Annotated in this window: 17 protein-coding genes, 2 pseudogenes and 1 riboswitch; of the genes and pseudogenes, 10 read left to right on the forward strand and 9 right to left on the reverse strand. The window is 48.9% G+C overall.

Going from position 1 to position 24,560, the window contains the following annotated elements; translation table 11 throughout:
- The first annotated feature begins 26 nt into the window (after window positions 1-26).
- From LN737_RS10225 to LN737_RS10255, 7 genes are all read left to right on the forward strand, one after another.
- A complete protein-coding gene (locus LN737_RS10225) occupies window positions 27-1,178 on the forward strand; it encodes an SGNH/GDSL hydrolase family protein (protein WP_405518520.1) in 1,152 nt (383 codons plus the stop codon).
- A gap of 21 nt (window positions 1,179-1,199) precedes the next feature.
- Complete coding sequence (locus tag LN737_RS10230; RefSeq protein ID WP_191038769.1) at window positions 1,200-1,349, forward strand: DUF5989 family protein; 150 nt, start codon at window positions 1,200-1,202, stop codon at window positions 1,347-1,349.
- A gap of 4 nt (window positions 1,350-1,353) precedes the next feature.
- Window positions 1,354-1,716, forward strand: a complete 363-nt coding sequence (locus tag LN737_RS10235; RefSeq protein WP_405518522.1) for an SxtJ family membrane protein — start codon at window positions 1,354-1,356, stop codon at window positions 1,714-1,716.
- 70 nt (window positions 1,717-1,786) lie between these two features.
- A riboswitch (SAM riboswitch) is annotated at window positions 1,787-1,895 on the forward strand.
- A 108-nt stretch (window positions 1,896-2,003) separates the two neighbouring features.
- Window positions 2,004-5,783: a methionine synthase gene (metH, locus tag LN737_RS10240; protein WP_405518524.1), complete on the forward strand. Its 3,780-nt coding sequence runs from the start codon at window positions 2,004-2,006 to the stop codon at window positions 5,781-5,783.
- Window positions 5,784-6,170: 387 nt separating this feature from the next.
- Window positions 6,171-7,655 carry a glycosyltransferase family 39 protein gene (locus tag LN737_RS10245; protein WP_405518526.1) on the forward strand — a complete coding sequence of 495 codons (1,485 nt, stop codon included), beginning with the start codon at window positions 6,171-6,173 and terminating at the stop codon, window positions 7,653-7,655.
- An 88-nt stretch (window positions 7,656-7,743) separates the two neighbouring features.
- Complete coding sequence (locus LN737_RS10250) at window positions 7,744-8,883, forward strand: VCBS repeat-containing protein (RefSeq protein ID WP_405518528.1); 1,140 nt, start codon at window positions 7,744-7,746, stop codon at window positions 8,881-8,883.
- 80 nt (window positions 8,884-8,963) lie between these two features.
- Complete coding sequence (locus tag LN737_RS10255) at window positions 8,964-9,368, forward strand: hypothetical protein (RefSeq protein ID WP_405518530.1); 405 nt, start codon at window positions 8,964-8,966, stop codon at window positions 9,366-9,368.
- A 4-nt stretch (window positions 9,369-9,372) separates the two neighbouring features.
- Here LN737_RS10255 and LN737_RS10260 read toward each other — a convergent pair.
- The 7 genes and pseudogenes from LN737_RS10260 to LN737_RS10290 all read right to left on the reverse strand — a co-directional run bounded on the left by LN737_RS10260 (window position 9,373) and on the right by LN737_RS10290 (window position 16,131).
- A pseudogene (locus LN737_RS10260) lies at window positions 9,373-10,283 on the reverse strand (TIGR01777 family oxidoreductase).
- 112 nt (window positions 10,284-10,395) lie between these two features.
- Window positions 10,396-10,950 carry a hypothetical protein gene (locus LN737_RS10265; protein WP_405518532.1) on the reverse strand — a complete coding sequence of 185 codons (555 nt, stop codon included), beginning with the start codon at window positions 10,948-10,950 and terminating at the stop codon, window positions 10,396-10,398.
- Window positions 10,951-11,072: 122 nt separating this feature from the next.
- A complete protein-coding gene (rimK, locus tag LN737_RS10270; RefSeq protein ID WP_405518534.1) occupies window positions 11,073-11,981 on the reverse strand; it encodes a 30S ribosomal protein S6--L-glutamate ligase in 909 nt (302 codons plus the stop codon).
- Between the two features lie 48 nt (window positions 11,982-12,029).
- Complete coding sequence (locus LN737_RS10275; protein ID WP_405518535.1) at window positions 12,030-12,527, reverse strand: ATP-dependent zinc protease; 498 nt, start codon at window positions 12,525-12,527, stop codon at window positions 12,030-12,032.
- A gap of 64 nt (window positions 12,528-12,591) precedes the next feature.
- On the reverse strand, window positions 12,592-13,710 hold the full coding sequence (gene holB, locus LN737_RS10280) for a DNA polymerase III subunit delta' (RefSeq protein WP_405518537.1): 1,119 nt from the start codon (window positions 13,708-13,710) through the stop codon (window positions 12,592-12,594).
- A gap of 83 nt (window positions 13,711-13,793) precedes the next feature.
- Window positions 13,794-15,011, reverse strand: coding sequence for a putative sugar nucleotidyl transferase (locus tag LN737_RS10285; RefSeq protein ID WP_405518539.1), 1,218 nt, complete (start codon window positions 15,009-15,011; stop codon window positions 13,794-13,796).
- A 167-nt stretch (window positions 15,012-15,178) separates the two neighbouring features.
- Window positions 15,179-16,131: pseudogene (locus tag LN737_RS10290) on the reverse strand (Rpn family recombination-promoting nuclease/putative transposase).
- Between LN737_RS10290 and LN737_RS10295 the strand changes: the two are divergent.
- Window positions 16,103-17,167, forward strand: a complete 1,065-nt coding sequence (locus LN737_RS10295; RefSeq protein ID WP_405518540.1) for a hypothetical protein — start codon at window positions 16,103-16,105, stop codon at window positions 17,165-17,167. The pseudogene LN737_RS10290 and the gene LN737_RS10295 overlap by 29 nt on opposite strands.
- Before the next feature lie 54 nt (window positions 17,168-17,221).
- Here LN737_RS10295 and LN737_RS10300 read toward each other — a convergent pair whose 3' ends face one another.
- The gene (locus tag LN737_RS10300; RefSeq protein ID WP_405518542.1) at window positions 17,222-17,986 is read right to left on the reverse strand and encodes an SDR family NAD(P)-dependent oxidoreductase; all 765 of its coding nucleotides are present in this window, start codon (window positions 17,984-17,986) and stop codon (window positions 17,222-17,224) included.
- 159 nt (window positions 17,987-18,145) lie between these two features.
- Here LN737_RS10300 and LN737_RS10305 point away from each other — a divergent pair, with 159 nt between their 5' ends.
- Entirely contained in the window at window positions 18,146-19,645 is a 1,500-nt protein-coding gene (locus tag LN737_RS10305) for a VWA domain-containing protein (protein ID WP_405518544.1), read from the forward strand.
- A 191-nt stretch (window positions 19,646-19,836) separates the two neighbouring features.
- Window positions 19,837-21,960 carry a S9 family peptidase gene (locus LN737_RS10310; RefSeq protein ID WP_405518546.1) on the forward strand — a complete coding sequence of 708 codons (2,124 nt, stop codon included), beginning with the start codon at window positions 19,837-19,839 and terminating at the stop codon, window positions 21,958-21,960.
- A gap of 152 nt (window positions 21,961-22,112) precedes the next feature.
- Here LN737_RS10310 and LN737_RS10315 read toward each other — a convergent pair whose 3' ends face one another.
- Window positions 22,113-24,530, reverse strand: coding sequence for a glycosyl hydrolase family 95 catalytic domain-containing protein (locus LN737_RS10315; protein WP_405518548.1), 2,418 nt, complete (start codon window positions 24,528-24,530; stop codon window positions 22,113-22,115).
- Between the last annotated feature and the right edge of the window lie 30 nt (window positions 24,531-24,560).

A 24,560-nucleotide genomic window follows, 5' to 3' on the forward strand; every position in this document is an offset into this window, starting at 1 on the left:
ACGTACTCGCCGAACAATCTGTCCTGATGGGGTCAAAACTTGTTTCCAGCTTAATTCGCTTACTGTTCCTTGGGTTTTTAGCCCTGATTGTCTTTTATGGTGACCATTTCGGAGTCAGTTTCGATTATCCGCACAAAGGCTTATTCGACAATGTTTACGTGCGGCTGGCCAAAGGCTGCCTGCTGTTACTGATCGTTATCGAGCTCCTTCGGGTTTATTATTACGGCGTTGTCAAGAACCCGAGTCCATCGAAACTGGCGGGTAATATAGCCACGCTCTTTCTGCCGATTGTATTGCTGCTGGTTGCGCTCGAAATTGGATTTATGTTTATTGCGCAGAGCCAGGAAGGTGGCCTAACGATGGCGTCGCACATCTGGTTCGAGCGGTACTGGCCCCCCATGACGGGTGATTATCGGGATACGCCCAAAACTGATACACTAGGTAAGAAGAAAGTGCTGCTGGTTGGCGATTCATTTACCGCCGGTCACGGACTGAAATCGCCTGATGAACGATTTGGTAACGTACTGGGCGCGAAATTAGGTGATAAACAATACGTTACGTATAACCTGGGTATTTCGGGTTCCGATAGCCGCGATGAATTCAAACGGCTGACGAAGTTTGGCGTAAAGCCCGATGTGCTTGTCCTGCAATATTTTCCGAACGATATTGAGAAAGTGGCGCACGATCATGGTCTGGTACCAGCTTCTTTCACGCCTTATTCCGACATACCCCGCGCTTTCCAGTCGCTATTTATTAAGTCGTACTTATTCAATTACTTGTATTGGCAGTTCCCTCACGGTAATTTTGCCCCGTTCGATAATTATGCACGTACGGCGTATGGTACACCCGCCATTATCAACGATCACCTGAGCGATCTCAACCAGTTTGTCGAGTACGCGAAAGCCAATAATGCCCGGCTCTACGTGGTTCTGTTTCCGTTCGTTCACGATTTGAAAAAATCGGCTGAATACACAAAACCCGTCGTCGATTTTTTTCAGAAGAATAATGTTCCGGTTCTGGAAGTGGGTAAGCTGATTGGTGATATCGACGTGAAAGACCGGGTCGTGGGACGTAATGATGGTCATGCCAGCCCACTAGTGAATGAGCGGGTAGGCGAGGCTTTATTTAAACTGATGCAATCGGGCTCGGGTGTAGCGCAAGCGCCTTCGGTCAACTAAGATTTTAAATTTAACGTACTAATGGAATTCCTGCAGGATATTTTCAAGTTTCTGAAGCAACGGAAGAAGTGGTGGCTCGCACCAATGATTATTTTACTGTTACTCATTGGTGTTCTGATTGTTATCGGTGGCGGTTCTGCCGTTGCGCCGTTCATTTACACGTTGTTCTAAGCGTATGGATGTTAGCGAAAAAGTAAAAGCGCAGCTGGTCATCGTGACTGGCCTGTTGGTGTTGTATTTTGTGTTCAAATCTCCCTGGTGGTTGTATGCAGCTACTGCGGTGGGCGTGCTGAGCCTCGCGATTCCGGCTGTTGGCGACCTGATCGTGAAAGCCTGGTTTAAACTGGCGGAGGTGTTGGGAAACATCAATGGCAAAATCATTTTATCGATATTGTTCTTCGTGTTTTTGTTTCCGATAGCCCTGATTTACCGCATGGCTTCCAAAAATCCGCTGGCCATAAAACGGACAAAGGAAGCGTCGTTTTATTCGGAACGGAACCATTTGTATTCAAAAGAAGACCTGGAGCAGACCTGGTAAATTGTAAAAATTGACTTATTTCGGGCACACCGACATGCGGTGTGCCTTATTTTTTGTTTACTTTTGCTGTAGCTTATCCAGAAAGACGGAGGGAAAGGACCCGATGATGTCTTGGCAACCAACCTGTTAGAGGAAATGGTGCCAATTTCCGCCCGGTTACCAATCGGGGCAGATAAGTTAGCATCTTCTGCTACCTGTCTTTTTGCCAATAAGCCCTCTTTGCTTTTTTGAATTTTTTTAAGCACGCTGGTTGTTAATTCCAACAACTACGCCTTACGTTAATGGCTTTGAAAACGATATACGAACTTCTCCGCGAACGTATCCTCATCCTTGATGGAGCGATGGGTACGATGATTCAACGGTATAACCTCACCGATGCCGATTACCGGGGAGAGCGATTTAAAGATTTTCCGCACGACATTAAAGGCAACAACGATTTGTTGTCGATCACAAAGCCATCCGTTATCCAGGAAATTCACCGTCAGTATCTTGACGCTGGGTCGGATATCATCGAAACCAATACGTTCAGCAGTACGACCGTTGCCATGGCTGATTATTACATGGAAGATCTGGTCTATGAACTGAACTACGAATCAGCCCGAATAGCCAGGGAAGTCGCCGATGACGTAACCCGTCAGACGCCCGATAAGCCTCGGTTTGTTGCTGGGGCGATGGGGCCAACCAACCGGCTGGCCTCTATGTCGCCCGATGTGAATAATCCGGGATACCGCGCCATTACGTTCGATCAGTTGGTCGACGCCTTTTACACGCAGGTAAGTGGCCTGGTTGAAGGGGGAGCCGATCTGCTGCTGGTCGAAACCATTACAGATACGCTCAACGCCAAGGCTGCGCTGTTTGCCATTGACAAATACTTTGCCGACAAAGGAAAGGAACCCGTGCCGATCATGGTGTCGGGTACCATTACCGATGCGTCGGGCCGGACGCTTTCGGGGCAGACGACCGAAGCGTTTTTGTATTCGGTATCGCACCTGCCCTTGCTAAGTATCGGTCTGAACTGCGCCATGGGCGCTGAGCTGCTACGTCCGTATGTGCAGACGCTGGCGAAAGAATCCCCGTTCTTTACGTCGGCCTACCCGAATGCGGGATTGCCTAACGAGTTTGGCGAGTACGACCAGACACCCGACGAGATGGCTGCGCAGGTAGAAGGCTTCATCCGCGATAGTTTCGTTAACATCGTTGGAGGATGTTGTGGGTCTACGCCCGATCACATCCGGGCCATAGCGCAGGCAGCTGCAAAATATCCGCCCCGGCCGGTGCCACAGCCTGAACCCTATCAGAAACTGAGCGGCCTGGAACCCCTGAAAGTGACCGAGCAAACCAATTTTTTAAACGTTGGTGAGCGGACGAACGTAACAGGTTCCAAGAAATTCGCCCGGCTGATAAAAGAAGGTAACTACGACGAAGCCCTAAGCATTGCCCGTGGACAGGTGGAAGGCGGTGCACAGGTGATCGACGTGAACATGGACGAAGGCATGCTCGATTCAGTAGAGGCCATGACTACCTTTCTGAACCTGATTGCATCGGAACCCGACATTGCCCGCGTACCCATCATGGTCGATTCGTCGAAATGGGAAGTCATTGAAGCTGGTCTCAAATGCGTTCAGGGAAAAGCTATTGTCAACTCCATTTCGCTGAAGGAAGGTGAAGAAGCCTTTATCGAACGGGCCAAACTGGTGAAGCGGTACGGTGCGGCTGCCGTAGTGATGGCTTTCGACGAAACCGGCCAGGCCGATTCGTACGAACGACGTATCGAAATCTGCGAACGGGCGTACCGGATTCTGGTTGATAAAGTTGATTTTGCTCCCCAGGATATCATTTTCGACCCGAATATTCTGACGGTTGCCACAGGTATTGATGAGCATAATAATTACGCCGTTGATTTTATCAACGCAACCCGCTGGATCAAACAAAATTTACCTCTCGCCAAAGTGAGCGGGGGCGTATCGAATATTTCGTTCAGTTTCCGGGGCAATGATGTCGTCCGGGAAGCTATGCACTCGGCTTTTCTGTACCATGCAATTCGCGCAGGTATGGATATGGGGATCGTAAATGCCGGGCAGCTGGAAGTGTACGACAACATTCCCAAAGAGCTGCTGGAACGCTGCGAAGACGTACTGCTTAACCGCCGGGACGATGCCACCGAACGGCTGGTTGAGTTTGCCGAAACCGTAAAAGCGAAAGGCAAAGCCATCGTACAGGACGAAAGCTGGCGTAATGAACCCGTTCGCGAACGGCTGAAGCATGCACTCGTGAAAGGTATTACCGATTACATCGATCAGGACGTCGAAGAAATCCGGCAGCAGGTCGAGCGGCCACTGCACGTAATTGAAGGCCCGCTGATGGATGGCATGAACGTAGTTGGCGATCTCTTTGGTGCAGGGAAAATGTTTCTGCCTCAAGTAGTTAAGTCGGCACGGGTCATGAAAAAAGCGGTTGCGTACCTAACCCCATTTATCGAAGCGGAGAAATCGGGGGGAGCGTCAACGGCCGGAAAAATTCTTTTGGCTACGGTAAAAGGCGACGTTCATGACATTGGTAAAAATATCGTTGGCGTGGTGTTGGGTTGTAACAACTACGAGATTATCGATCTTGGCGTGATGGTGCCGACGCAGAAAATTCTGGATGAAGCCCGCAAACACAATGTCGATATCATCGGTCTGAGCGGCCTCATTACGCCTTCGCTTGATGAAATGGTGGGTGTCGCGAAAGAGATGGAACGGCAGGGTTTTACCATGCCGTTGCTGATTGGCGGAGCCACTACGTCGAGGATGCATACAGCCGTTAAAATTGACCCGCATTATTCCGGCCCGGTTATTCACGTACTGGATGCGAGCCGCAGTGTCCCCGTGGCTGGTCGGCTGGTAAGCGATACGGAAGGGACAAAAGAAGAAATATTCCGCGAAATCAAGGCTGAATACGTTAAGCTACGGGAAGACCATTCCCGTCGCCGGCAGGAGAAAGCCAGTTTGACCATTGATAAAGCGCGCGCGAATCGCACCCCTATTGACTGGAAAGATTTCGAGCCAACCAAACCGACGTTCCTGGGTAATCGCTATTTTGAGGATTATGATATTGCAGAACTGGCAAAATACATCGACTGGACGCCCTTTTTCCAGACGTGGCAGTTGAGCGGTAAGTATCCTGCTATTTTCGAGGACGCCGTTGTGGGTAACGAAGCGCGTCAGCTATTTGAGGATGCCAACAAGCTCCTGAAAGAAATCATTGACGGTAAGCTTCTTCAGGCCAAAGCAGTCGTTGGGTTTTACCCGGCCAATTCAGCCGACGACGACGTACTGCTGCATGATTTTGAGGAGCAATCCCGTGAAATTCCCTGTGAGCGGCATGGATCACACCGGCACATTGAATATAAAATCAGTCGCGCTGAGTCACAAACGGCTGTTAGTCCGGCGGGCGAACTGATCTATGATACAAAAACGGTGCTGCATTTTCTTCGTCAGCAGAACCAGAAAGCGCCGGGTTTGCCAAATTTCTGCCTTTCGGACTTTGTGGCTCCGCTTGAGAGTGGGCGGGAGGATTATATCGGGGGCTTTGCGGTAACTGCCGGAATTGGCATTGAAGTACTACTGGATAAGTACGAACGTGACCACGACGATTACAACAGCATTATGGTTAAAGCCCTTGCCGACCGCTTGGCTGAAGCTTTTGCCGAACGTATGCACGAGCGCGTCCGTACTGAATTCTGGCCGTACGCGACTAGCGAGTCGTTTACGAATGAGCAATTAATCAAGGAAGATTATCAGGGTATTCGGCCAGCACCGGGCTATCCGGCCTGCCCCGACCATACCGAAAAAGGAACCTTATTTGACCTGCTGGACGCTACTAAAATTGGTATCGAACTCACGGAAAGCTACGCCATGTATCCAGCCTCGTCGGTAAGCGGATTTTATTTCTCGCACCCCGAATCAAAATACTTTGCCGTCGGAAAAATCAACAAAGATCAGATTCTCGATTACGCCCACCGGAAAAATATGCCCGTTGAAGAAATCGAGCGATGGCTCGCCCCAGTGCTGAGCTATGATGCCTGATAAACTGAGTGATCCGTAAAAATGCCTGAGATAGTCTCTCAGGCATTTTTTATAAAAAAGTGTACGTAAGTTATTATTACGTGTTTTTGTAGACGATCAATAACAAAGTCATGGCTTTAAATTTGTGCATTCTGATGAAATACTCCTGAATAGGTTTATGGCTGATGATACGTTGTTTTGCCTTAAACCATGCTTTCAGTTTGTTGAGATCTTTTCCTTTTAGAAATGGTGAAATTTAAATTAATCAGTTTATCGCGTAATGAATGGCTAGTAATTGGAGCGCTCTATTTTGTGGCTACTCTGATCAATATAAATAAAGCGTACCATATAGATGATACGTTTCATTTAGAAGCGGCAAACTGGATTAAACAACATCCGTTTCGCCCGATGTCAGGTTTAATTAACTGGGATGAAAATAAGGAGCCGATGTACATGGCCAATCAACCGCCATTGTATTTCTATTTTGTAGCGGTTGTTAGCAGTTTATTTGGGACAAACGAACTAGTTCTTCATTTTTTTCAATCCTTATTTACCCTATTTTCTTTACTTGTTTTTTATGAGATAACGAAACTATTACAGCTGAAAAAAGGCTTGCTATTAACGGCTCTTTTCGCCTTCTGCCCCGCTTTTTTAATCAATCAAAACCTGATGGTGGATGTACCACTTTTGTGTTTTGATCTGTTATTTCTTTACTACCTGCTCAAACCAGACGTATCGCCTGAAACGAGTCGATATTGGAAGGCTAGTCTTGTATTGAGCTTGAGTTTACTCATCAAATACACAAATATTCCACTGCTGGTTGTCCTGATTATAACGTTACTTTGGCGCAAACAGTACCGATTATTATACGTAGTGTTGATTCCACTTGCCGTACTGGGACTTTGGTCGTTGTGGAATTACGCTGAATTTTCGGCAGTCCATATTATCAACCGGCCGAGAAATCCAATGACAATTGCGTTGTTTACCAAAAACATTATTGATTTTATAACGTGTCTGGGGGCTATTTCCCCTTTTTCTATTGCGTTTATTGTCGCCTATTTTTCAAGGTTTAAAATCATTAATTTTTTTGCGCCTGGCATTGCATTGCTGTTCATTGGATTGACGATTGGTACTGCCAAGAACCGAATATTTATTCTGGATTCCAACGATATATTATCGACGGTTTTTCTGCTGAATGGATTACTTATCGTTGTCTTTATCGTGGCCAGCATCTGGCGAAATAGTTTTACCAGCCGCAAATCAATTGATGGTACGGATGTACTACTTTTTATGTGGATAGCAGCTGTCAGCGGATTCGTTATTTTGTTCGCCCCTTTTATTGCCAGCCGACACGTATTACTGATTATTCCAGCCGTATTATTTTTAGGCGGGCGATGGTTAGATACCATATCCAAAACCAATTCATTGCAAACGGTTTTTCTGGCGGCTTCGATCACGATTATTCTGGCTGTTTCGGACTGGATATTTGCAGATTTTTATCGGCAAAAAGCCAGGGAAGCTGCTAATGTGTTAGCGGGTCAAAAGCGCGTCTGGACCGTAGGACATTGGGGATGGCAATGGTACGCACATGCAAACGGGTTCAGAGAAGTGCAGGCTGATTCCATGCAATTCCGCCCGGGCGATTATCTGGTAAAACCTTTGGGTATTGATAGTCAGCGAGTTCCTGACGGTGTTATTCTTCAGCCCGTCAATTACCTGACTTCGCCTTTCAACTGGCTGACGTTTGTGTCGACCAGTTATTACAACTGCTTTTATGGGCGGGGAGCGGCTTGGGCTTACTCCCGATTCCCAATAGATACCATCAAAATATACCGAGTTACTAGCGTATCCGTAAAACGCGATCAGGTGGCCGAAAATCCCCCGATCAAATAATAATGGCGAATACTTGATGGCGCTATGTAAGAATAAGAAAGTTAAATCAGGGTAAAATTCTAGTTTTAAGTCCTAAACTCTTGCTCTTATGTTTCGACTATTTGGTAGCCTGACTGTTCTAATCCTTTTCATTGGTTTAACGGCCCCTGAACCTACGCTGCGCTTCAATCGCTATTTTGTTGCGGCCGAAAGCTATGAGTCAGTCGGCGTTTTCGATGTCGATAAAAACGATACGCTCGATATCGTGTCGGGCGATTTCTGGTACGAAGGTCCTGATTTCCGGCGTCGGCATCTGATAGGGAACGAGCCTCGCAAAGACCAGTATTTCGATGATTTTTCAACTATTCCGATGGATGTCAATGCTGATGGTCGGATGGACTTTGTTACGGGCGGCTGGTTCGATCAAACGTTACGTTGGGTCGAAAATCCGGGGAATGGCAAGGCAACCTGGCCCCTGCATGAAATTGGGAAAGTTGGCAACGTAGAAACGACCCGCGCCTGGGATATTGATGGGGACGGAAAGCTCGAAATTGTCCCGAACAACCCGGGGCATCCGCTAAAATTTATTAAATTGGTGAGTCCCGGCACCTTTAAAACAATTACAGTAGCACCTACCCAAGGGCATGGACTTGGTTTTGGTGACGTAAATGGCGATGGTCGGGGCGACTTAATCGTTAGCGATGGCTGGTTAGAAGCGCCACAGGACCGCACAACTGTTCCCTGGACACTGCATAAGGATTTTGCTCTCGGTACGGCCAGCGTACCCATTATTGTAACCGACGTGAATGGGGATAAGCGAAATGATCTGATTGTGGGACAGGGGCATGGCTATGGCCTACACTGGTATGAGCAGACCGGCAATACCGCCGGAAAAACCGGCTGGACAAAGCACCTGATTGACGATAAAAATTCGCAGTACCATTGTCTGGAGTGGATGGATATTACCGGCGATGGTCGTCCTGATCTGATAACTGGCAAACGGTTTCGCGCGCATAATGATGGCGATCCTGGTGCATATGATCCTGTTGGTCTCTATTATTTTACCTGGGATGCGTCGCAAAAGACGTTTGTCAAACATGATATTTCTTATGGACCTGCAGGGGTTGGCAAAGGCACAGGAATTTATTTTGCTATAGCTGATTTGCACAAAACAGGCCGAAAAGATATTGTAGTGGCTGGCAAAGACGGACTTTTTGTATTTTTTAATGGAGGAAATCTGAAAAAATAGTAGTATTTTAGCCTATCTATATAGTAGTTTTATTGCATTTTTATAATTCTTACAAGTTTTATTCCGTAACGTATTTATTTATGCAACGTACTCAATTAAAAGAATTCTATGGCTATGGCCTGATCTTACTCGTTCTTTCTGCTGTTCAGGGGTATTCTATTTATGTGGCTGCCACAACCGATCTGTCGCTGACCTGGAAGCATTATCTGGGCTTTGGTGCCACTGCGCTGGCAGGTATTTTATGGGCAGTTCGTAAGCCTCAATATTTGTTTTACGCCCTCGGTCTGACGTTGGTACTGGGTTATGAAAACCTGCTTGGTTTTACTCCAACGCTCGATTTTACGTCGACGCGCTATTACATCAACAACATGGCCTTTCCGGTTTCATACCAGGATTTCTCGATGTATATGCTGCTCATCTGGGCATACGTAGCACATAGCCGCCTACGGACGATGGTGCAGTCGCTGTTTGTCAGAAACGCGTAGTGGCTTACACCAGCAGGTTTTCAAGCGCGTTCGTCAAATCCGGGTATTCGTACTGAAAGGTCGTTTCGTCGGCAATACGTTTGTTGCGTACGTAATTGCCGCCCGTTACGACGATGGCCATTTCGCCGTATAACAGTTTAATCGCAAAAGCCGGGATATTGGGCAGGAGCGTTGGTCGGTGCAATACCTTCGCAATGGCCTGGGTTAGCGCTTCGTTGGTAACAGGCGTGGGAGCAACTGCATTGTACGTACCTTGCCACGACGGATCAGTCATTGCCTGAATATACATGCGGCATAAATCGTCGAGGTGAATCCAGGAAACGTACTGCTGCCCTGAACCGATTGGCGCTCCTGCACCCAGACGGATGGGCTGAACCAGCTTTGGTAAAGCTCCTCCCGTCATGGTCAGTACAACTCCCGTTCGCAGCTTTACGGTACGTATTCCCAGGGCTGCAATTTGATCTTCAGCACGTTCCCAGGCGCGTACGACCTGTGCCAGAAAATCCGTTCCGGCCGCGCTGGTTTCGGTTAGCGGGCGGTCGTCGGTATCGCCACCGTAATACCCAATGGCCGATGATCCGATAAAGGCTTTTACGTGATGCTTACGGCTAGCTAGCGCTTGCGCCAGCAGTTCCGTCGATTGTGTTCGGCTAGACAGGATTTCGTCTTTACGTGCATCCGTCCAGCGGGAATCGGCTATTCCTTCGCCCGCCAGGTGAACGATGTAATCGGCTGTAGCAATGGCTTTTGGGTCAATATTTCCTTTTTTATGTCCCACTGGTAAACCGTTACGTCGGGTATCGTTTTTTCGGACCGGCTAAGTAGGGAAACCTCGAATCCCTGTTGGAGAAGCAGTTGGGTAAGGCGACGGCCGATGGAGCCGGTACCTCCCGTAATTAAAACCATTTGGTTCATGGAGTAGGAGAGTGGGTTGTCTGGTTATAACCCACCGTTGCGGAGTGATGTTTGTAACCACTGTCTATGTCAATGCCTCCCGCTCATTAAGATTGTATCGGATTTGCCATTTTTAAGCATCCCATTCCTTGGGTAGGCCCAGCTGGCGGGCGTAGTGGGCGGGAGCAGAATAATGTACCCAGCTCAATAGTTTGTTGATATCATCGGCAAACTCAATGTGATAATCGGGGTCGAGTTTCGTCACCTTTTTCAAAACCTGCTCCGTACGTTTGGCAATGTAATCCGCGGCTTTGTCGGTCCGGCTGTTGTATTTCTGTAAGAGGTGCGCATTGTGCTCGTAGAACGTATTGAGCATATAAAGCATCAGCTCGACCTCACCGTATTTATCCTTCGTTACTTTCAGATGGCGACTGATGTACCCGCTTACGGTTCGCATATCCATCATGATCCAGCCCGCCGAATCCTGATTCAGATTAGCTGTCCGGCGAATAAACTGACGGATCAGCTCGCGCCGTTCGTCGAGTGTGGCACTGTGTTCGACTAACTCGAACTGAAGCCGTTCGGTCAATACCGCATCTTTGGCAATCAGACGTAACAGTAATTTGTCTTTCTCTGTGCCCGACATGCGGACAATAGCTTTTTTTAAATCAGGGTCTAAGGCCGGCATTGGTAATGTTGAATGAGTGAATGATAGAATGATTGACTTGATAAATGAACTTCCTGGTAAAAAGTATATTGCCTTTTGCTCGACGCATTCAACAAGTCAATCATTCTATCATTCAAAATTATCTAAACCCCCACCATATCTCCTTCGTCGGCGCGGATTTTATCTTCAATGTAGACAATGATTTCGGTAGCAATATCGATTCCGGTAGCCGTTTCGATGCCTTCCAGACCGGGCGATGAGTTGACTTCCAGCACCAGCGGACCTCGTTCGGAAGGAAGCATATCAACGCCCGCCACTTTCAGGCCAAGCGCACGGGCGGCTTCGATGGCTGTCTGTTCTTCATCGGCTGTAAGCTGAACGGCCACAGCATTACCCCCCCGGTGAATATTGGAACGAAATTCACCTTCGAGGCCCTGCCGCCTAATGGCGCCCACAACACGCCCACCCACAACAAAGGCGCGGATATCGGACCCTTTGGCTTCGGCTACAAACTCCTGAATCAATACGTTCTTTTTCAGTCCATAAAAGGCTTCAATGGTCGACTTCGCGGTTTTAGCCGTTTCGGCTAAAACCACACCAATGCCCTGCGTTCCTTCCAGCAGTTTGATCACAACCGGAGGGCCGCCCACCAGCTTGATTAACTGAATTACGTCGCCATTTTTGGGGTGGTTTGCAAAGATGGTTTTGGGGAGGCCAACGCCTGCCTTAGAAAGAACCTGTAAGCTACGCAGCTTATTACGGGATCGTGTGATAGCCTGCGATTTAGCCGTTGTAAAGACTTTCATCATCTCAAACTGCCGAACGACCGCGCAGCCATAATCGGTCACAGATGCGCCGATGCGTGGGATAATGGCGTCAAGATTATCAAGTTCCTGCCCATCGTACAGCAAAGAGGGTTTGCCGCCTTCAATCATGACCTGGCAATTCAGGTGATTTACCACAAGTCCCTCATGGCCGCGCTGCATGGCGGCTTCGAGGAGTCGTTGGGTAGAATATAGATTCGGATTAGCCGATAAAATGGCGATACGCATAGAAGTAGCTAGTCGATAACAGTCGGTCGATAGTAAGGGCAATGGCAGTCAATGAAGACGAGTCGTTTTTTCACAGGCGGCTCCTGACTGCTGACTATTGACTTTTTCTTGATAGGATAGATTTTTTTGCGAGACGTCTACGATGAACCGATTACGCAGGAGTTTACGGCCTAACAGTACTGGATTCTTGAGTTGTTCGCGGTCGGCCAGGGTAAACTCAGCCCGAATGGTACGTCCAAACAAGACAATACGGGTTCTGATAACGTAGCGCAGTTCGGCTATTCCGAACGAATTGCGTATCATGCGCTGACTGAACTGATCGCTATAAAACTGACGGGCGGGCTCTCCGGTTTTGTCGACCAGCCAAAAACTTAATTTTTTCCGCATCCCCGCCTTTACTATCTGAACGTCTTTGCAATGCAGCGCCGATGTATACGCCCCTGTATCGACTTTAGCCTGCACGTCACACAATTTCAAATCCGGAAAATCAACGAGATCCGTCATGCCAATAACCTGCTTGGATTTGGGAGGGCGGGCGTTTTTCATAAAAGATAAAATAGGCATAAAGTGTACAAGGCTACACTTGTGCGCCTTAGAGTTCCAGAGCTTTTTATGTGCGTATTAACCGGCTGAATGTGAGCGACATGTCGAGCATAATCATTTTGGCGCGGGCGTTACGTTCGAGGTGATAGGCAGCTTCGTTAAGATCGGCAACAATTCGTTCGATGTGGTTGATGGTTAAGACTTTAACAAAGTTTCGCACAAACGCCATTTCTTCGTCAGGTAAACGTAGCAGTTCGCCTGCTCCCTGCTGCCACAGAAACAGATCGCGGTACATGCGCAGGCTATAATCCAGTAGTCCTTTCTGCTTTTCTTTGCTGAAACCATCAAATTGATCGGCCTGTTTGACCAGTGCAATCAAATCCTGCCGGTAACACGTCCGCATCCAGTCGGCAAACCAGGTCTGTTGCTCAACTGATTGAGTATCCTGCTGGCTCAGTCGCAAGGCTTCGGCCATGTTCCCATCCGCCAAATACGCAAAACGTCGTGCCGTTGTTTCATCAAGGTTTAATTGCTGACGCAGATACGTAGCGACTTCTTCATCTGTAAACGCTTTTATAGCAACGCGCTGCGTGCGGGACAGAATTGTGATGAGCAGCTTGTCGGGTTGGTTGGTAACTAGTAAAAAGAGCGTTTGGGCAGGCGGTTCTTCCAGTACTTTCAGCAACGCATTGGCCGACGATACGTTCATCAGCTCGGGCAGCCAGATCAGCATGATCTTGTAAGCTCCCTCATAGGCTTTCAGCGACAATTTCTGCAAAATATTGCGCGCTTCTTCGGCCGAGATATTACCCTGCTTATTGTCGGCACCGACAGTTTCTAGCCATTCAGATAAGGTATGGTACGGATGTTCAATCAGAAATTTCCGCCAATCGACCAGATAAGCTTCCGATGTTTTCCCCTTTGCGAGATTGGCGACCGGAAAAACCATGTGCAGATCGGGGTGAACGAGCTTCTGCGTTTTTATACAGGATGCACACCGGCCACAGGCGTCGGTAGGCTGTTTGTCTTCGCAGTTGACGTACTGAGCCAACGCCAGCGCCAGAGCTAGATTGGCGCTGCCAGCAGGTCCGTCGAACAGCAGTGCATGAGCGAGGTGATTGCTCTGAACGGCCCGCAGGAGCATCTGCTTGGTGTCATCCTGACCGATGATTTCAGAAAATTGCATTAGAGAGGAGGAAAGGGAGGAAGGAGTAGTGAGGGAAAGTACATTTAATTTCTTGCTCCTTTACTTCTTTCCTCCTTGATCTGTTATAAATCGAAACGGGATTTACTGTCGAGCGTTCGCGTGCGTTCAAGCGAGAAAATTTCTCTTAGAATCTGCTCTTCCTGTTCATCAAATGGTTTGTCTCTACGTTTAAACGCTTCAGCCGCTACCGCAAGTGCTTTCTCCAGCCGATACGTTGAAAAACCGTCGATGGCTCCTCCCCAGGAAAACGAAGAGATATGCTTTGGCTGAAATCCGCTACCAAATACGTTGGCGCTAACGCCCACCACCGTGCCGGTATTAAACATGGTACTGATACCTGCTTTGGTAAAATCGCCCATCATCAATCCGCAGAAAATCCGGCCCGTGTCTTCGAGTCGCCCCGTAGCATAGGAGTGAAGTTTGACGTTGGTATAATCATTCTTGAGGTTTGAATTGTTGACGTTGGCACCCAGATTACACCACTCACCAATGACGGAGTTTCCCAGAAATCCGTCGTGGGCTTTGTTGCTGTATCCGAAAAAGATGGAGTTCCCAACTTCGCCACCTACTTTGCAGAATGGGCCGATGCTGGTGTTGCTCCGCATCTTTCCGCCCCAGTTTATCGTTGAGCCTTCGCCGAGGGCAAAAGGGCCAATAACAACGGAACCTTCACTGATAACCGCATCACGGCCAATGTGAATGGGACCGCCTTCCGCGTTCAGCACCGAAGCCCGGATGGCGGCTCCTTCTTCCACAAAAATATTCTCCGGAGCGTAACAGCGGGTAAAGGGATCTGTAATTGGCTGCGAGGTTCGGCCAGCCGTTAGCCGGGCAAAATCAGCGCGGATCTGGTCACCATTATTCACGAAAATGTCCCACATGTTGCAGACAATTGTCAGCGGCTCGGTAAACGTATGGAAATCCTGTTCGTCGCTCACCGTGGGCGACTCCGTCAACGGTTGGTCGGTGCGCAAGGCCAGCACAAGGCCGTCGGACGTAATCAGGCCATCGGCAACTTTCAGTGCCAAAATTGCTTCCTGCAAGGCGGGCGTTGGGCAGATGGCTCCGTTTACGTACCAGTTATCATCTCCGGCTGTCTGCGGAAATTTCCCCTGTAAGTAGTTCACTGTCAGAAACGAAGGGGTTTGTTTCAGAAAGTCAGCCCACTTCTCCGCCAGCGTTTGTATGCCAATACGAATTCCAGCTACCGGCCTCGTAAATGTGAAGGGTAGGAGGGCCGTTCGTATGATTGGGTCGTCGAATAAAATCAGGTTTGCCATTGCTTACGTCAATGAAATCAGGAGGCAAATATCTAACCTTAATCTGGAAAAAAAGAACGGAGCAGGCTGTTGATTTTTCGGGCAGGAAATAAAGCCGACCAGCCGAAAATACCTCGGAAGCGTACGATACTTTCGGCTGGAAATAGAAATGTAAGTGCTACAGTGGCTTAACTTTCAGACTGTTGCTCGCGCTGCAACTGCTCAACCAGGTCGAGCGAGACCCCCGTATCTTCGGCAATTTCAGCCGTCGTTAGTTTACCTCGGCGCAGGAGCTTACGAACAGCCCCGGTCTTAGCTTCATTTACTTGAGCATTGACAACTCGAATTGCTTCTGCATTGATTGCCAGCGCGCGCTCATAGGCAAAGCGCTCATCAGGAGTCAGCTTGCGTTTGTCTAGTTCATCAATCGCAATCTGGAGCCATTCTTCATTCCAAAACTGAGGAAACTCTGTCGTTGGAGTAGTTGTATGTATCGTTTTCATGGTATAAACAAGCTTTTCAAGATCCGTTTTGACTTCGCTGGCCAACAAGCGGAATTTGTCCAACTCTACCGTTACGTAAGTAATCTGTTCGTCCAGTAGTTCACCATTTTCATTTCGAATCGCTCCTACTGTATGGTAGGAGGAGCCGGCAAAAATATTATTGGCTAAAATGCCAATGCAATAAATGCGATCCAACTGGTTGTAATCAAAGTTACCCTTTTGCACTAAGGAATTAAATTTATGAAAAGCATAAAATTTCATCCGCTGAAAAAATAAGGGGCATCAGACACCTGCATCTCTATAATAAAGTGATTGCCGCTTTCATCAATGCACGCCAGATCATAAATACCTCCCCGACTATCTTTGACGATGGCTTCGAAGGTGTTCTTGTCAAAGCTTACTTCCCGAATGGGTATCTCTGACTGAATGAGAACCTGCAGAGCTTTACGCAGGAATAGTGTGTTGCGTTCATTGCCAAAAACAACTTTAAAACCGTAATCTGAAACCAGCGGAATATAAAGGGCATCGGGATCATTTAAATTTATACGCATAATCAACCGGATGATTAGAAGTACGTCAGGCCAGGAATCATGTACTTTTACAGGACGTATGACGGAACAATCGATAAATGGTATCATACAACGTATCGCCCGGTTGCAGGACAAAACGGGTTTATTTCCGTCGGTACGTAGCAATGCGATGATTGGTTACCGCCGAGCGGATACCAACGTGTTTTTTACCGCTATTACGGTATTTACGCTACAGCATTTACGGGCGGGAGTTTCGGCTGAAACCCAGGCGTTGATTGATCAGATTCAGCTACGGGCTGTGCAGGCTTACCCGATTTTCAGAAATAAGGACGGCCTTAATACGTATAATTTCTGGCCCACCCGTCCGTCGCGGCATTTCCCAAACGGGTACGTATTTCATCGGTTCGAGCATTTTCGCATTCCTGATGATATTGATGACACCGCGATGGTTTATCTGACATCCAGCCCATCGCGCGAGCAACAACTCTGGCTGAAAACCAAGTTATCTCAACATGCCAACGGAAGCCAGCCACAGCGAGTCCGAAATACCTATGCCGAGTACCGTCAGTTGCGGGCTTATTCGACCTGGTTTGGCAAGCACATGGGAGTCGATTTCGATGCCTGTGCGCTGAGTAATATGCTGTACTGTATTTTTCAGTACGACCTCCCCCGAAACCAGCATGATACGGATTCGCTTATCTATCTGCGGTCGGTTGTAGAGTCTGGCCGGTACGTTACTGAGCCGTTTCGGTGCGCTCCGCATTACGCCCGAACCTCGCTGTTCATCTACCATCTGGCTCGTTTGCTGGCGGCATTCGACATCCCCGAACTGACGGCTATTCGCCCACAACTACGGGATGATGCTTATCGGGAATTGACCAAAACAAACAATCGTATTGAGCAGATAATCATGGCAACGTCGCTGATGCGCCTTGGCGAAACGGCTCCCACCATTAGTCTGGATGGTATCGAACAGGATATTAGTAGGTTTCATTTTTTTATAGCTGGCCTGCTGACAGCATACGAACAACCTTTATTACGTCGGTTTGCTGATCGCTCCATCGTACAGATGCGCTGGCAGTGCGAAGCACACAGTTGGGCGCTCGTAGCGGAACACGTTAGTTTAATGATGAATGATGAATGATAAATTATTTTTTGTAAAATCATTCATCATTCATCATTCATCATTCATCATTCATCACAGTCCCATTCCGCCATCGACAAAAATAGTCTGCCCCGTAACGTAGCGACCGGCATCGGAGCAGAGCAGTACGGCCATTCCGGCAATGTCTTCGGGCTTTCCTGCTCCACCAATCGGAATGCTCATGCGCTGACTAATTTCTTTAGGAACCGGGGGTGTTGGTTCCTCGATGCGGGGCGTATCGATCACGCCGGGCGAAAGATTATTGACTGTAATGCCCTTGTCGGCCAGTTGCAGCGCCAGATTGAGAACTGTGTTGGCGATGGCGGCTTTCGTGCCTGCATATACGATCATGGCCGGATGAGGCTTTTCTTCCTGAACACTACCGATGGTCAGAATTCGTCCCCAGCCGCGGTCGGCCATGTCGGGAGTAAAGCGCTGCATCAGCATTAGGGTTGATTTCCAGTTGGCGTTCACTTGTTTGTCGAACTGGTCGGGGGTTGTTTCTTCCCATTCTTCCGGTAACTGCATCGATGCATTAGTGACCAGGATATCAATCGGACCAAATGGTTTTGTGGCTTGCTGGAATAGCTGCTCAACGGCATCTGGTTCCAATAAATCAGCTGCAACAACCGCACTTTTGCCTCCCTGTTTCTGAATCTGATTAGCTACCTGTTGGGCTTCTTCGTCGCCCTTGCGGTTGTGCACAATTACATTAGCTCCAAACTCAGCCAGAGCGAGGGCAATTGCCTGACCAATGCCCTGACTTGAGCCCGTAACAAGGGCATTTTTTCCGGTGAGGCTGAACAACTCCTTAATCATGTCGGGATATGCTGATGGTGAGAAAATAATAACTGAAATCAGGACATAATAGCCTGAAAACCTTATTGAACGACATATCTGAATCCATTCCAACCTTTTTGGTCAGGAAGGAATCATGCGTTCTGAACCCCTTTTATTCCCCATATAACCAACACCATCATGAAAAAGATAGGTCTATTTGCCATTGTGATAATAGGGATGACAGGCTGTGAAAAGGCTGGTGAGATGAACAGCACCAGTTCAGTCTATCCGGGTTATGCGGCAACCGACATGATAGGAGGTGGTGCGCCAATTGTAGCAGAACAGTACAACACCATTGTAGAAAATCCATTTGTCGACGTATCGAAAGAGGCAACATCAACCTTCTCCATTGATGCCGATGGCGCGTCCTATGCGAATGTCAGGCGGTTTCTGCGCTCGAACACGAAACCCGTGTCAGACGCTATACGTACTGAAGAACTGGTAAACTACTTTCCGTTCAATTATCCTGACCCGACGGATGGCCGACCGATTGCCGTGGATGGCGAAGTTAGTACGTGTCCCTGGGACGCTACGCATAAACTGATACGTATTGGCGTAAAAGGCCAGTCTATTGCCAAAGAAAACCTGCTTCCTTCTAATATTGTCCTCCTGATTGACGTGTCGGGGTCAATGGGCGACCCTGATAAGCTCGCTTTATTAAAAGAAGCTCTGCCCAGCTTTGTCGATAATCTTCGCCCTCAGGATAAGGTAGCTATCGTTACGTATGCCGGACAGGCAGGGGTTTCGCTTGATGCAACAAGTGGTTCTGAAAAAAGTAAGATAAAAGCAGCGATCAGCCAGCTGGGTGCGGGCGGAAGTACGGCTGGTGCGCAGGGTATTATGACGGCCTACGATATTGCCGAAAAGAATTACGTTCAGGGAGGAAACAACCGGGTTATTCTGATGACCGATGGCGATTTCAATGTAGGGCCAGGCAGCCAGAAAGAACTGGTCGATCTTATTATCAGCAAACGGGATAAGGGTATTTTCCTGACCACGATAGGCGTTGGCACGGGCAATCTGAACGACGGCATGATGGAGCAGGTGGCTGATAAAGGAAATGGCAACTACGAATACATCGATAATCTGAAACAGGCTCAAAAAGTGTTTGTAGAGGAGTTTAGTAAATTTTATACGGTAGCGCAGGATGTGAAAATTCAATTGACGTTCAATCCCGAACAGGTCAAAGCGTACCGGTTGATTGGTTACGAAAACCGGCTGTTGAACAAGGAAGATTTCACGGATGATAAAAAAGATGCAGGCGAAATCAATGCCGGACAAACCATTACGGCTTTATACGAAATCGTACCTGCTCCTGCGCCCGCTCCTGATCCGGTCAGTCGACCCACTGCCCCGACATTTACGATTAATTTCCGCTACAAACAACCAACAGCTACCAGCAGCCTGACGGTGGATCTACAAATTTTCGACACCAACCTTGATTTTCGACTAGCCAGCGAAAACATGCGATTTGCGGCTGCGGTAGCTTCCTATGGGTTACTGCTCCGTAATTCGGCTTACAAAGGCAGTGCTACGTATGAGCAGGTGCGCGAGTGGGCGTCGGCGGCCCGGCGTTACGATCCGTATGGGTACCGGCAGGAGTTTCTGCAATTGATCGACAAGGCCAAATCGTTGTAGCAGAGAGCGTTCGGCAGCAGGGGCAACTCAGCGGGATTCCGCTACGTAAAGCTATAGCGTCTTCTATATTACTTTATCATTGATATGTAGAATTTTATTGCTCAAATTAACTAAAACAGAAAATAAAATGCTTATTTGAGGCTACTGATTTGTTGCTTCCGGCGAAGTATGTCACTCCTCATTTATAGCTCATGAAGACCTTTCCGTTTTTTTGCCTGACCATAGGCTTGCTTCTCAGCCAGACGCTTACCCTACACGCGCAAACATTCTCCTTTGAAGCCGTAAAAGGCTATCCATTTCCAACAGAACTGACCAGCTCAGCACAAGGCTCCCGAATTGCGTGGGCTTTTGACGAACAGGGTAAACGGAATGTATACGTAGCGCAGGGACCTGATTTTTCCCCACGTAAACTGACCAGTTTCAACAACGACGATGGCCAGGAAATCACCAGTCTGTCCGTTTCGAATGATGGGAAATGGGTTGTTTTTGTGCGTGGGGGCGACCACGGTTCCAACTGGGATGATGAATTGCCCGTCAACACGACCTCATCACCTGTATCGCCAAAAGTGCAAATCTGGAGTTTCCCGTTTGATGGGGGCGAAGGAAAAGCCATTGCCGAAGGCGATGCGCCGGTTATCTCACCCAAAAGCGACAGGATTGCTTTCGTTAAAGGCGGACAGGTCTGGATAGCACCCGTTGATGGTTCGTCGGCAGCGAAGGCTTTATTTACGGCAAGAGGCACAAACAGCTCGCTCGAATGGTCGCCGGATGGCTCAAAACTGGCCTTCGTCTGCGACCGGAAAGATCATTCGTTTGTCGGTGTATTTACGAGCGAAAACGCGCCGATCAACTGGATAGCACCCTCGTTCGCCAATGATGAATCGCCACGCTGGTCGCCGGATGGCAAACGGATCGTGTTTGTTCGTACGCCCGGAAGCGGGGGCGCTCCTGACTCAATTCTGGTGCGCCGACACCGCCCCTGGAGCATCTGGACGGCCGACGTAGCGTCGGGCCTGGCAACGCAACTCTGGCAGGCGCCTAAAACCCTGGCCGGTTCGGTGCCGACAACACACGGCGGTTTCAACCTCCACTGGGCAGCTGGCGGCCGGATTGTTTTTCTATCCTATCAGGATGGCTGGCCGCATTTATATTCGCTGGCTGCGACTGGTGGAACACCTTTACTGCTTACGCCTACGCCATTTATGGCCGAACACATTACGTTAAGTCATGATCGGAAATGGCTTGTTTTCAGCGGGAATACAGGTCCCGACAAGCTGGATATCGACCGTCGGCACGTAGTACGTGTACCCGTCGATAAGGCTGCCATGGAAGTGCTTACACCCGGCAGCGGTCTCGAATGGATGCCTGTTGTAACGGGCGACGGTTCGACGGTAGCCATGATCAGCGCTACAGCGCAGCGGCCACCCTTGCCAACGGTGATGGCCTTTACGAAAGGTAGTCCCAAGATTCTGGCGCAAAACCTGGTGCCTGCGAATTTTCCACAAAATCAACTGGTAACGCCCAAGCAGGTTATATTCAAAGCACCCGATGGTATGACCGTTCATGGTCAGCTTTTTGAACCGGCGGGTGGGGCAGCCAGGAAACCAGCGCTAATTTATGTGCATGGCGGACCACCCCGCCAGATGCTGCTGGGCTGGAATTATTCCGACTATTACGCCAACTCGTATGCGCTGAATCAATACCTGGCCAGTCAGGGGTTTGTGGTACTTTCGGTTAACTATCGATTAGGGATTGGCTACGGCTATGAATTTCATCAGCCTGCCAATGGTGGTGCGGTGGGGGCATCGGAGTATCAGGACGTTAAGGCGGCCGCTTTATGGCTGGCTGAACAGCCCCAGGTCGATGCTGCCAAAATCGGAATTTATGGAGGTTCTTATGGGGGATACCTGACGGCGCTGGCGCTGGCCCGCGACTCAAAACTCTTTGCTGCCGGTGTCGATATTCATGGCGTACACGACTGGAGTCAGCAACGTAACGGCAGCAGCCAGACCGAACGGGTTGAAAAAATACCTGATCTGCAACAGGCAAACAAAGTGGTGTATGAATCGTCGCCCATTTCGTCTATAAAAACCTGGACTTCTCCTGTACTCATCATTCATGGCGACGATGACCGCAACGTCCGCTTTAGCCAAAGCACTGATCTGGTCCGGCGTCTCGACAAACAGGGTGTTCCGATGGAAACGCTGGTGATTGTCGATGACACGCACCATTGGATGAAGCATACCAATGCTTTAAAAATGGGAACCGCCACAGCCGATTTCTTTAAACGCAAACTGATGGCGCCGAAGCAATAGCGCCGTACGTATTGGATTTCAGGGTGGTACTGGCCGTGTGTTGGTTTACCGTGGTGTCGGTTTTGAGAAACCGACACCACGGTAAACCAACATGACCGAAACAGACAAGCGCATATTTCTCAACGAATTGCGCAAACCTAGTCAGGATAGTATCAGCTACCGATTAATGCGTTTAAACTGTATCGTTTTCCTTTTTCGGTATTTATTGACATTTCTTTGTTGCCATACGTAACGGTGCATTTGCCGCCTGCTTTCGATAAAATCGAGCCACCGACCAGTTTGCCGTCTTTCCACTTGATGCTGACATCGAATCCGCCCCGGGCGCATAAGCCGGTTATTTCGCCTTCCTTCCAGCGTGCAGGCAAGGCCGGTAACAATTCGATTTGCCCTTCATGACTTTGCATAAGTAGCTCAGCAATAGCTGCCGTTCCGCCAAAATTTCCGTCGATCTGAAAAGGCGGACATACACAAAACAAATTCATGTACGAACCACCCGCTTCAGATGTATTTTGAGGGTCAATGGGTTGTAAAAGATTGTTAAGTATTCTGAGGGCCCGGTCGCCATCGTGCAGGCGAGCCCAGAAACTGATCTTCCAGGCCAGCGACCAGCCCGTTCCGCCATCGCCCCGCCCATCCAGCGATTTCCGGGCGGCCTGAGCTAAAGCAGGAGTTTTTCGGTACGAGATCTGATTACCGGGATACAGCGCAAACAAGTGCGAAACGTGCCGATGCGTAGGTTCTGTTTCGGCAAACTCCTGTAGCCATTCCATCAACCGCCCGTCTTTAGCAACTGTAGGAGGTGGCAATTGAGCGCGTATGGCTTTAATTTTCGTGAGCGTCGGATTAGAGATGGCAAGCTCGTCAGCGGCATTCAACGTATTCGTAAACAGATTGTAGATTACCTGATGGTCGTGAGCTGGCCCCATACTGATCTGGCTTTTACTGCCATCTGGTGCCACAAACGTATTTTCAGGCGATACCGCCGGACCGGAGAGATACTGACCCGTAACAGGATCTTTCACCAGCCAGTCCAGGTAAAATTCAGACGCCGACTGAAGTAGCGAAAACACCTTCGCTAAGTACACTTTATCCAGCGTATACACGTAATGCTCCCACAAATGCTGACTGAGCCAGGCGCTGGCCCCTACGTGCATGCCCCAACTGGCCTGCTCACCCGGTGATGTGTATCCCCACACATTCGTGATAGGGTGCATGACCCAGCCGCCCGCGTTGTATTGCGTTTTTGCCGTTCTGGAACCCGGTTCTTTCAGCGAAGTTATTAAGTCGACCAGAGGGGCGTGCAGTTCCGAAAGATTGGTTACCTCAGCAGGCCAGTAGTTCATCTGGATATTAATATCGGTGTGGTAATCACCATTCCAGGGCGTCTGTAATTCATTGGCCCAAACACCCTGCAAATTGGCGGGTAAGCTACCGGGCCGCGACGATGAAATCAGCAGATATCGCCCATACTGGAAATACAGCATGTACAAGTGTGGGTCATACTGGCTTCGGGGAAAGGCTTTCAAGCGTTCATCGGTAGGCAGTAAATCTTTAGCCTCACGTCCAATTTGCAACGTAACGCGTTTCATCAGCGACGAAAAATCGCTGATGTGCGTCTGCCGGAGGGCGGCATAAGGTTTAGCGGCTACGGCCTCGGTGGTGGCTTTCAGTTGCTTTTCGAAATCAGCGTTTACAAAATCCGGGAAATGCTGCCGGTAGTTGGTGGTCGACGTGATCAGGAGCGTCACGGTGGTGGCTTCCGAAATGACCAGTTTATTGCCCTCGGTTTTGAGCCGCCCACCCGTCAGAACAGGCGTAACGTATACTTTATATTTCATACCCTCACCGCCTGTTCCGTTTGTAAGCGATCCCGCCATAGCCAGCCGCCCTTGTTCAACAGACGTAACAAAACGCTCCGGACGGTCGAGGGAGAGGGTAAACGAAAGGGCTTTCGGCTTAGAAGCCGACAGATGAACCACTATGGCTTTGTCGGGATAGCTGGCGAAAATCTCCCGCGTATATTGAACGCCACGCTGCTCATAACGAACAGACGCTACGCCATCCATGAGGTTCAGATCGCGGTAGTAATTTTTATAATCGGTTTTATCGACGAAATCCATCCATAAATCACCCAGGGTTTGAAAGCACCCAAAAGGGACTTTGGCCCCGTTGCCGTTTCCCGAGCCAAGACCAGTACAGATTTGCGTTTTGTTGGTGAGGGCAGTGGCTTCCTTAAATTTATTCGCAAACAACAGGTCTCGTATTTCCTGTACCGAAGCTGCTGCGGCTGGGTTATCGTTATCGGCAGGGCCACCACTCCAGAGGGTCTTATCGTTGAGCTGAATCCGCTCCCGACCGACATCACCAAACACCATGGCACCCATAAAACCATTGCCAACCGGTAGGGCATGAAGCCAGGCTGGATTATTTTTCCAGCCATTTGGTCCATCGGCCACCGAAGCATCGGCGGGTTGTTTATACCATAATTTCGTTGTCGCTAATTGCTGGGCAGCTACAGAATACCCTGTTAACAAACATACAGCTAATACAAGCCTGACCTTACTAAACATACGTGGTTCCGTTACCGGAAATTTTGATGA

The sequence above is a fragment of the Spirosoma sp. KNUC1025 genome (genome assembly GCF_045160025.1).
In the GTDB taxonomy this organism is placed as follows: domain Bacteria; phylum Bacteroidota; class Bacteroidia; order Cytophagales; family Spirosomataceae; genus Spirosoma.

Coding starts and splice junctions, on each gene's coding strand:
- LN737_RS10230 (WP_191038769.1), top strand. CDS start 1,200: ATGGAATTCCTGCAGGATATTTTCAAGTTTCTGAAGCAACGGAAGAAG.
- LN737_RS10255 (WP_405518530.1), top strand. CDS start 8,964: ATGCAACGTACTCAATTAAAAGAATTCTATGGCTATGGCCTGATCTTA.
- LN737_RS10285 (WP_405518539.1), bottom strand. CDS start 15,011: ATGGCAAACCTGATTTTATTCGACGACCCAATCATACGAACGGCCCTC.
- LN737_RS10310 (WP_405518546.1), top strand. CDS start 19,837: ATGAAGACCTTTCCGTTTTTTTGCCTGACCATAGGCTTGCTTCTCAGC.
- LN737_RS10305 (WP_405518544.1), top strand. CDS start 18,146: ATGAAAAAGATAGGTCTATTTGCCATTGTGATAATAGGGATGACAGGC.
- LN737_RS10295 (WP_405518540.1), top strand. CDS start 16,103: ATGACGGAACAATCGATAAATGGTATCATACAACGTATCGCCCGGTTG.
- LN737_RS10265 (WP_405518532.1), bottom strand. CDS start 10,950: ATGCCGGCCTTAGACCCTGATTTAAAAAAAGCTATTGTCCGCATGTCG.
- LN737_RS10275 (WP_405518535.1), bottom strand. CDS start 12,527: ATGAAAAACGCCCGCCCTCCCAAATCCAAGCAGGTTATTGGCATGACG.
- rimK (WP_405518534.1), bottom strand. CDS start 11,981: ATGCGTATCGCCATTTTATCGGCTAATCCGAATCTATATTCTACCCAA.
- LN737_RS10225 (WP_405518520.1), top strand. CDS start 27: ATGGGGTCAAAACTTGTTTCCAGCTTAATTCGCTTACTGTTCCTTGGG.
- LN737_RS10245 (WP_405518526.1), top strand. CDS start 6,171: ATGTCAGGTTTAATTAACTGGGATGAAAATAAGGAGCCGATGTACATG.
- holB (WP_405518537.1), bottom strand. CDS start 13,710: ATGCAATTTTCTGAAATCATCGGTCAGGATGACACCAAGCAGATGCTC.
- LN737_RS10250 (WP_405518528.1), top strand. CDS start 7,744: ATGTTTCGACTATTTGGTAGCCTGACTGTTCTAATCCTTTTCATTGGT.
- LN737_RS10235 (WP_405518522.1), top strand. CDS start 1,354: ATGGATGTTAGCGAAAAAGTAAAAGCGCAGCTGGTCATCGTGACTGGC.
- LN737_RS10315 (WP_405518548.1), bottom strand. CDS start 24,530: ATGTTTAGTAAGGTCAGGCTTGTATTAGCTGTATGTTTGTTAACAGGG.
- LN737_RS10300 (WP_405518542.1), bottom strand. CDS start 17,986: ATGATTAAGGAGTTGTTCAGCCTCACCGGAAAAAATGCCCTTGTTACG.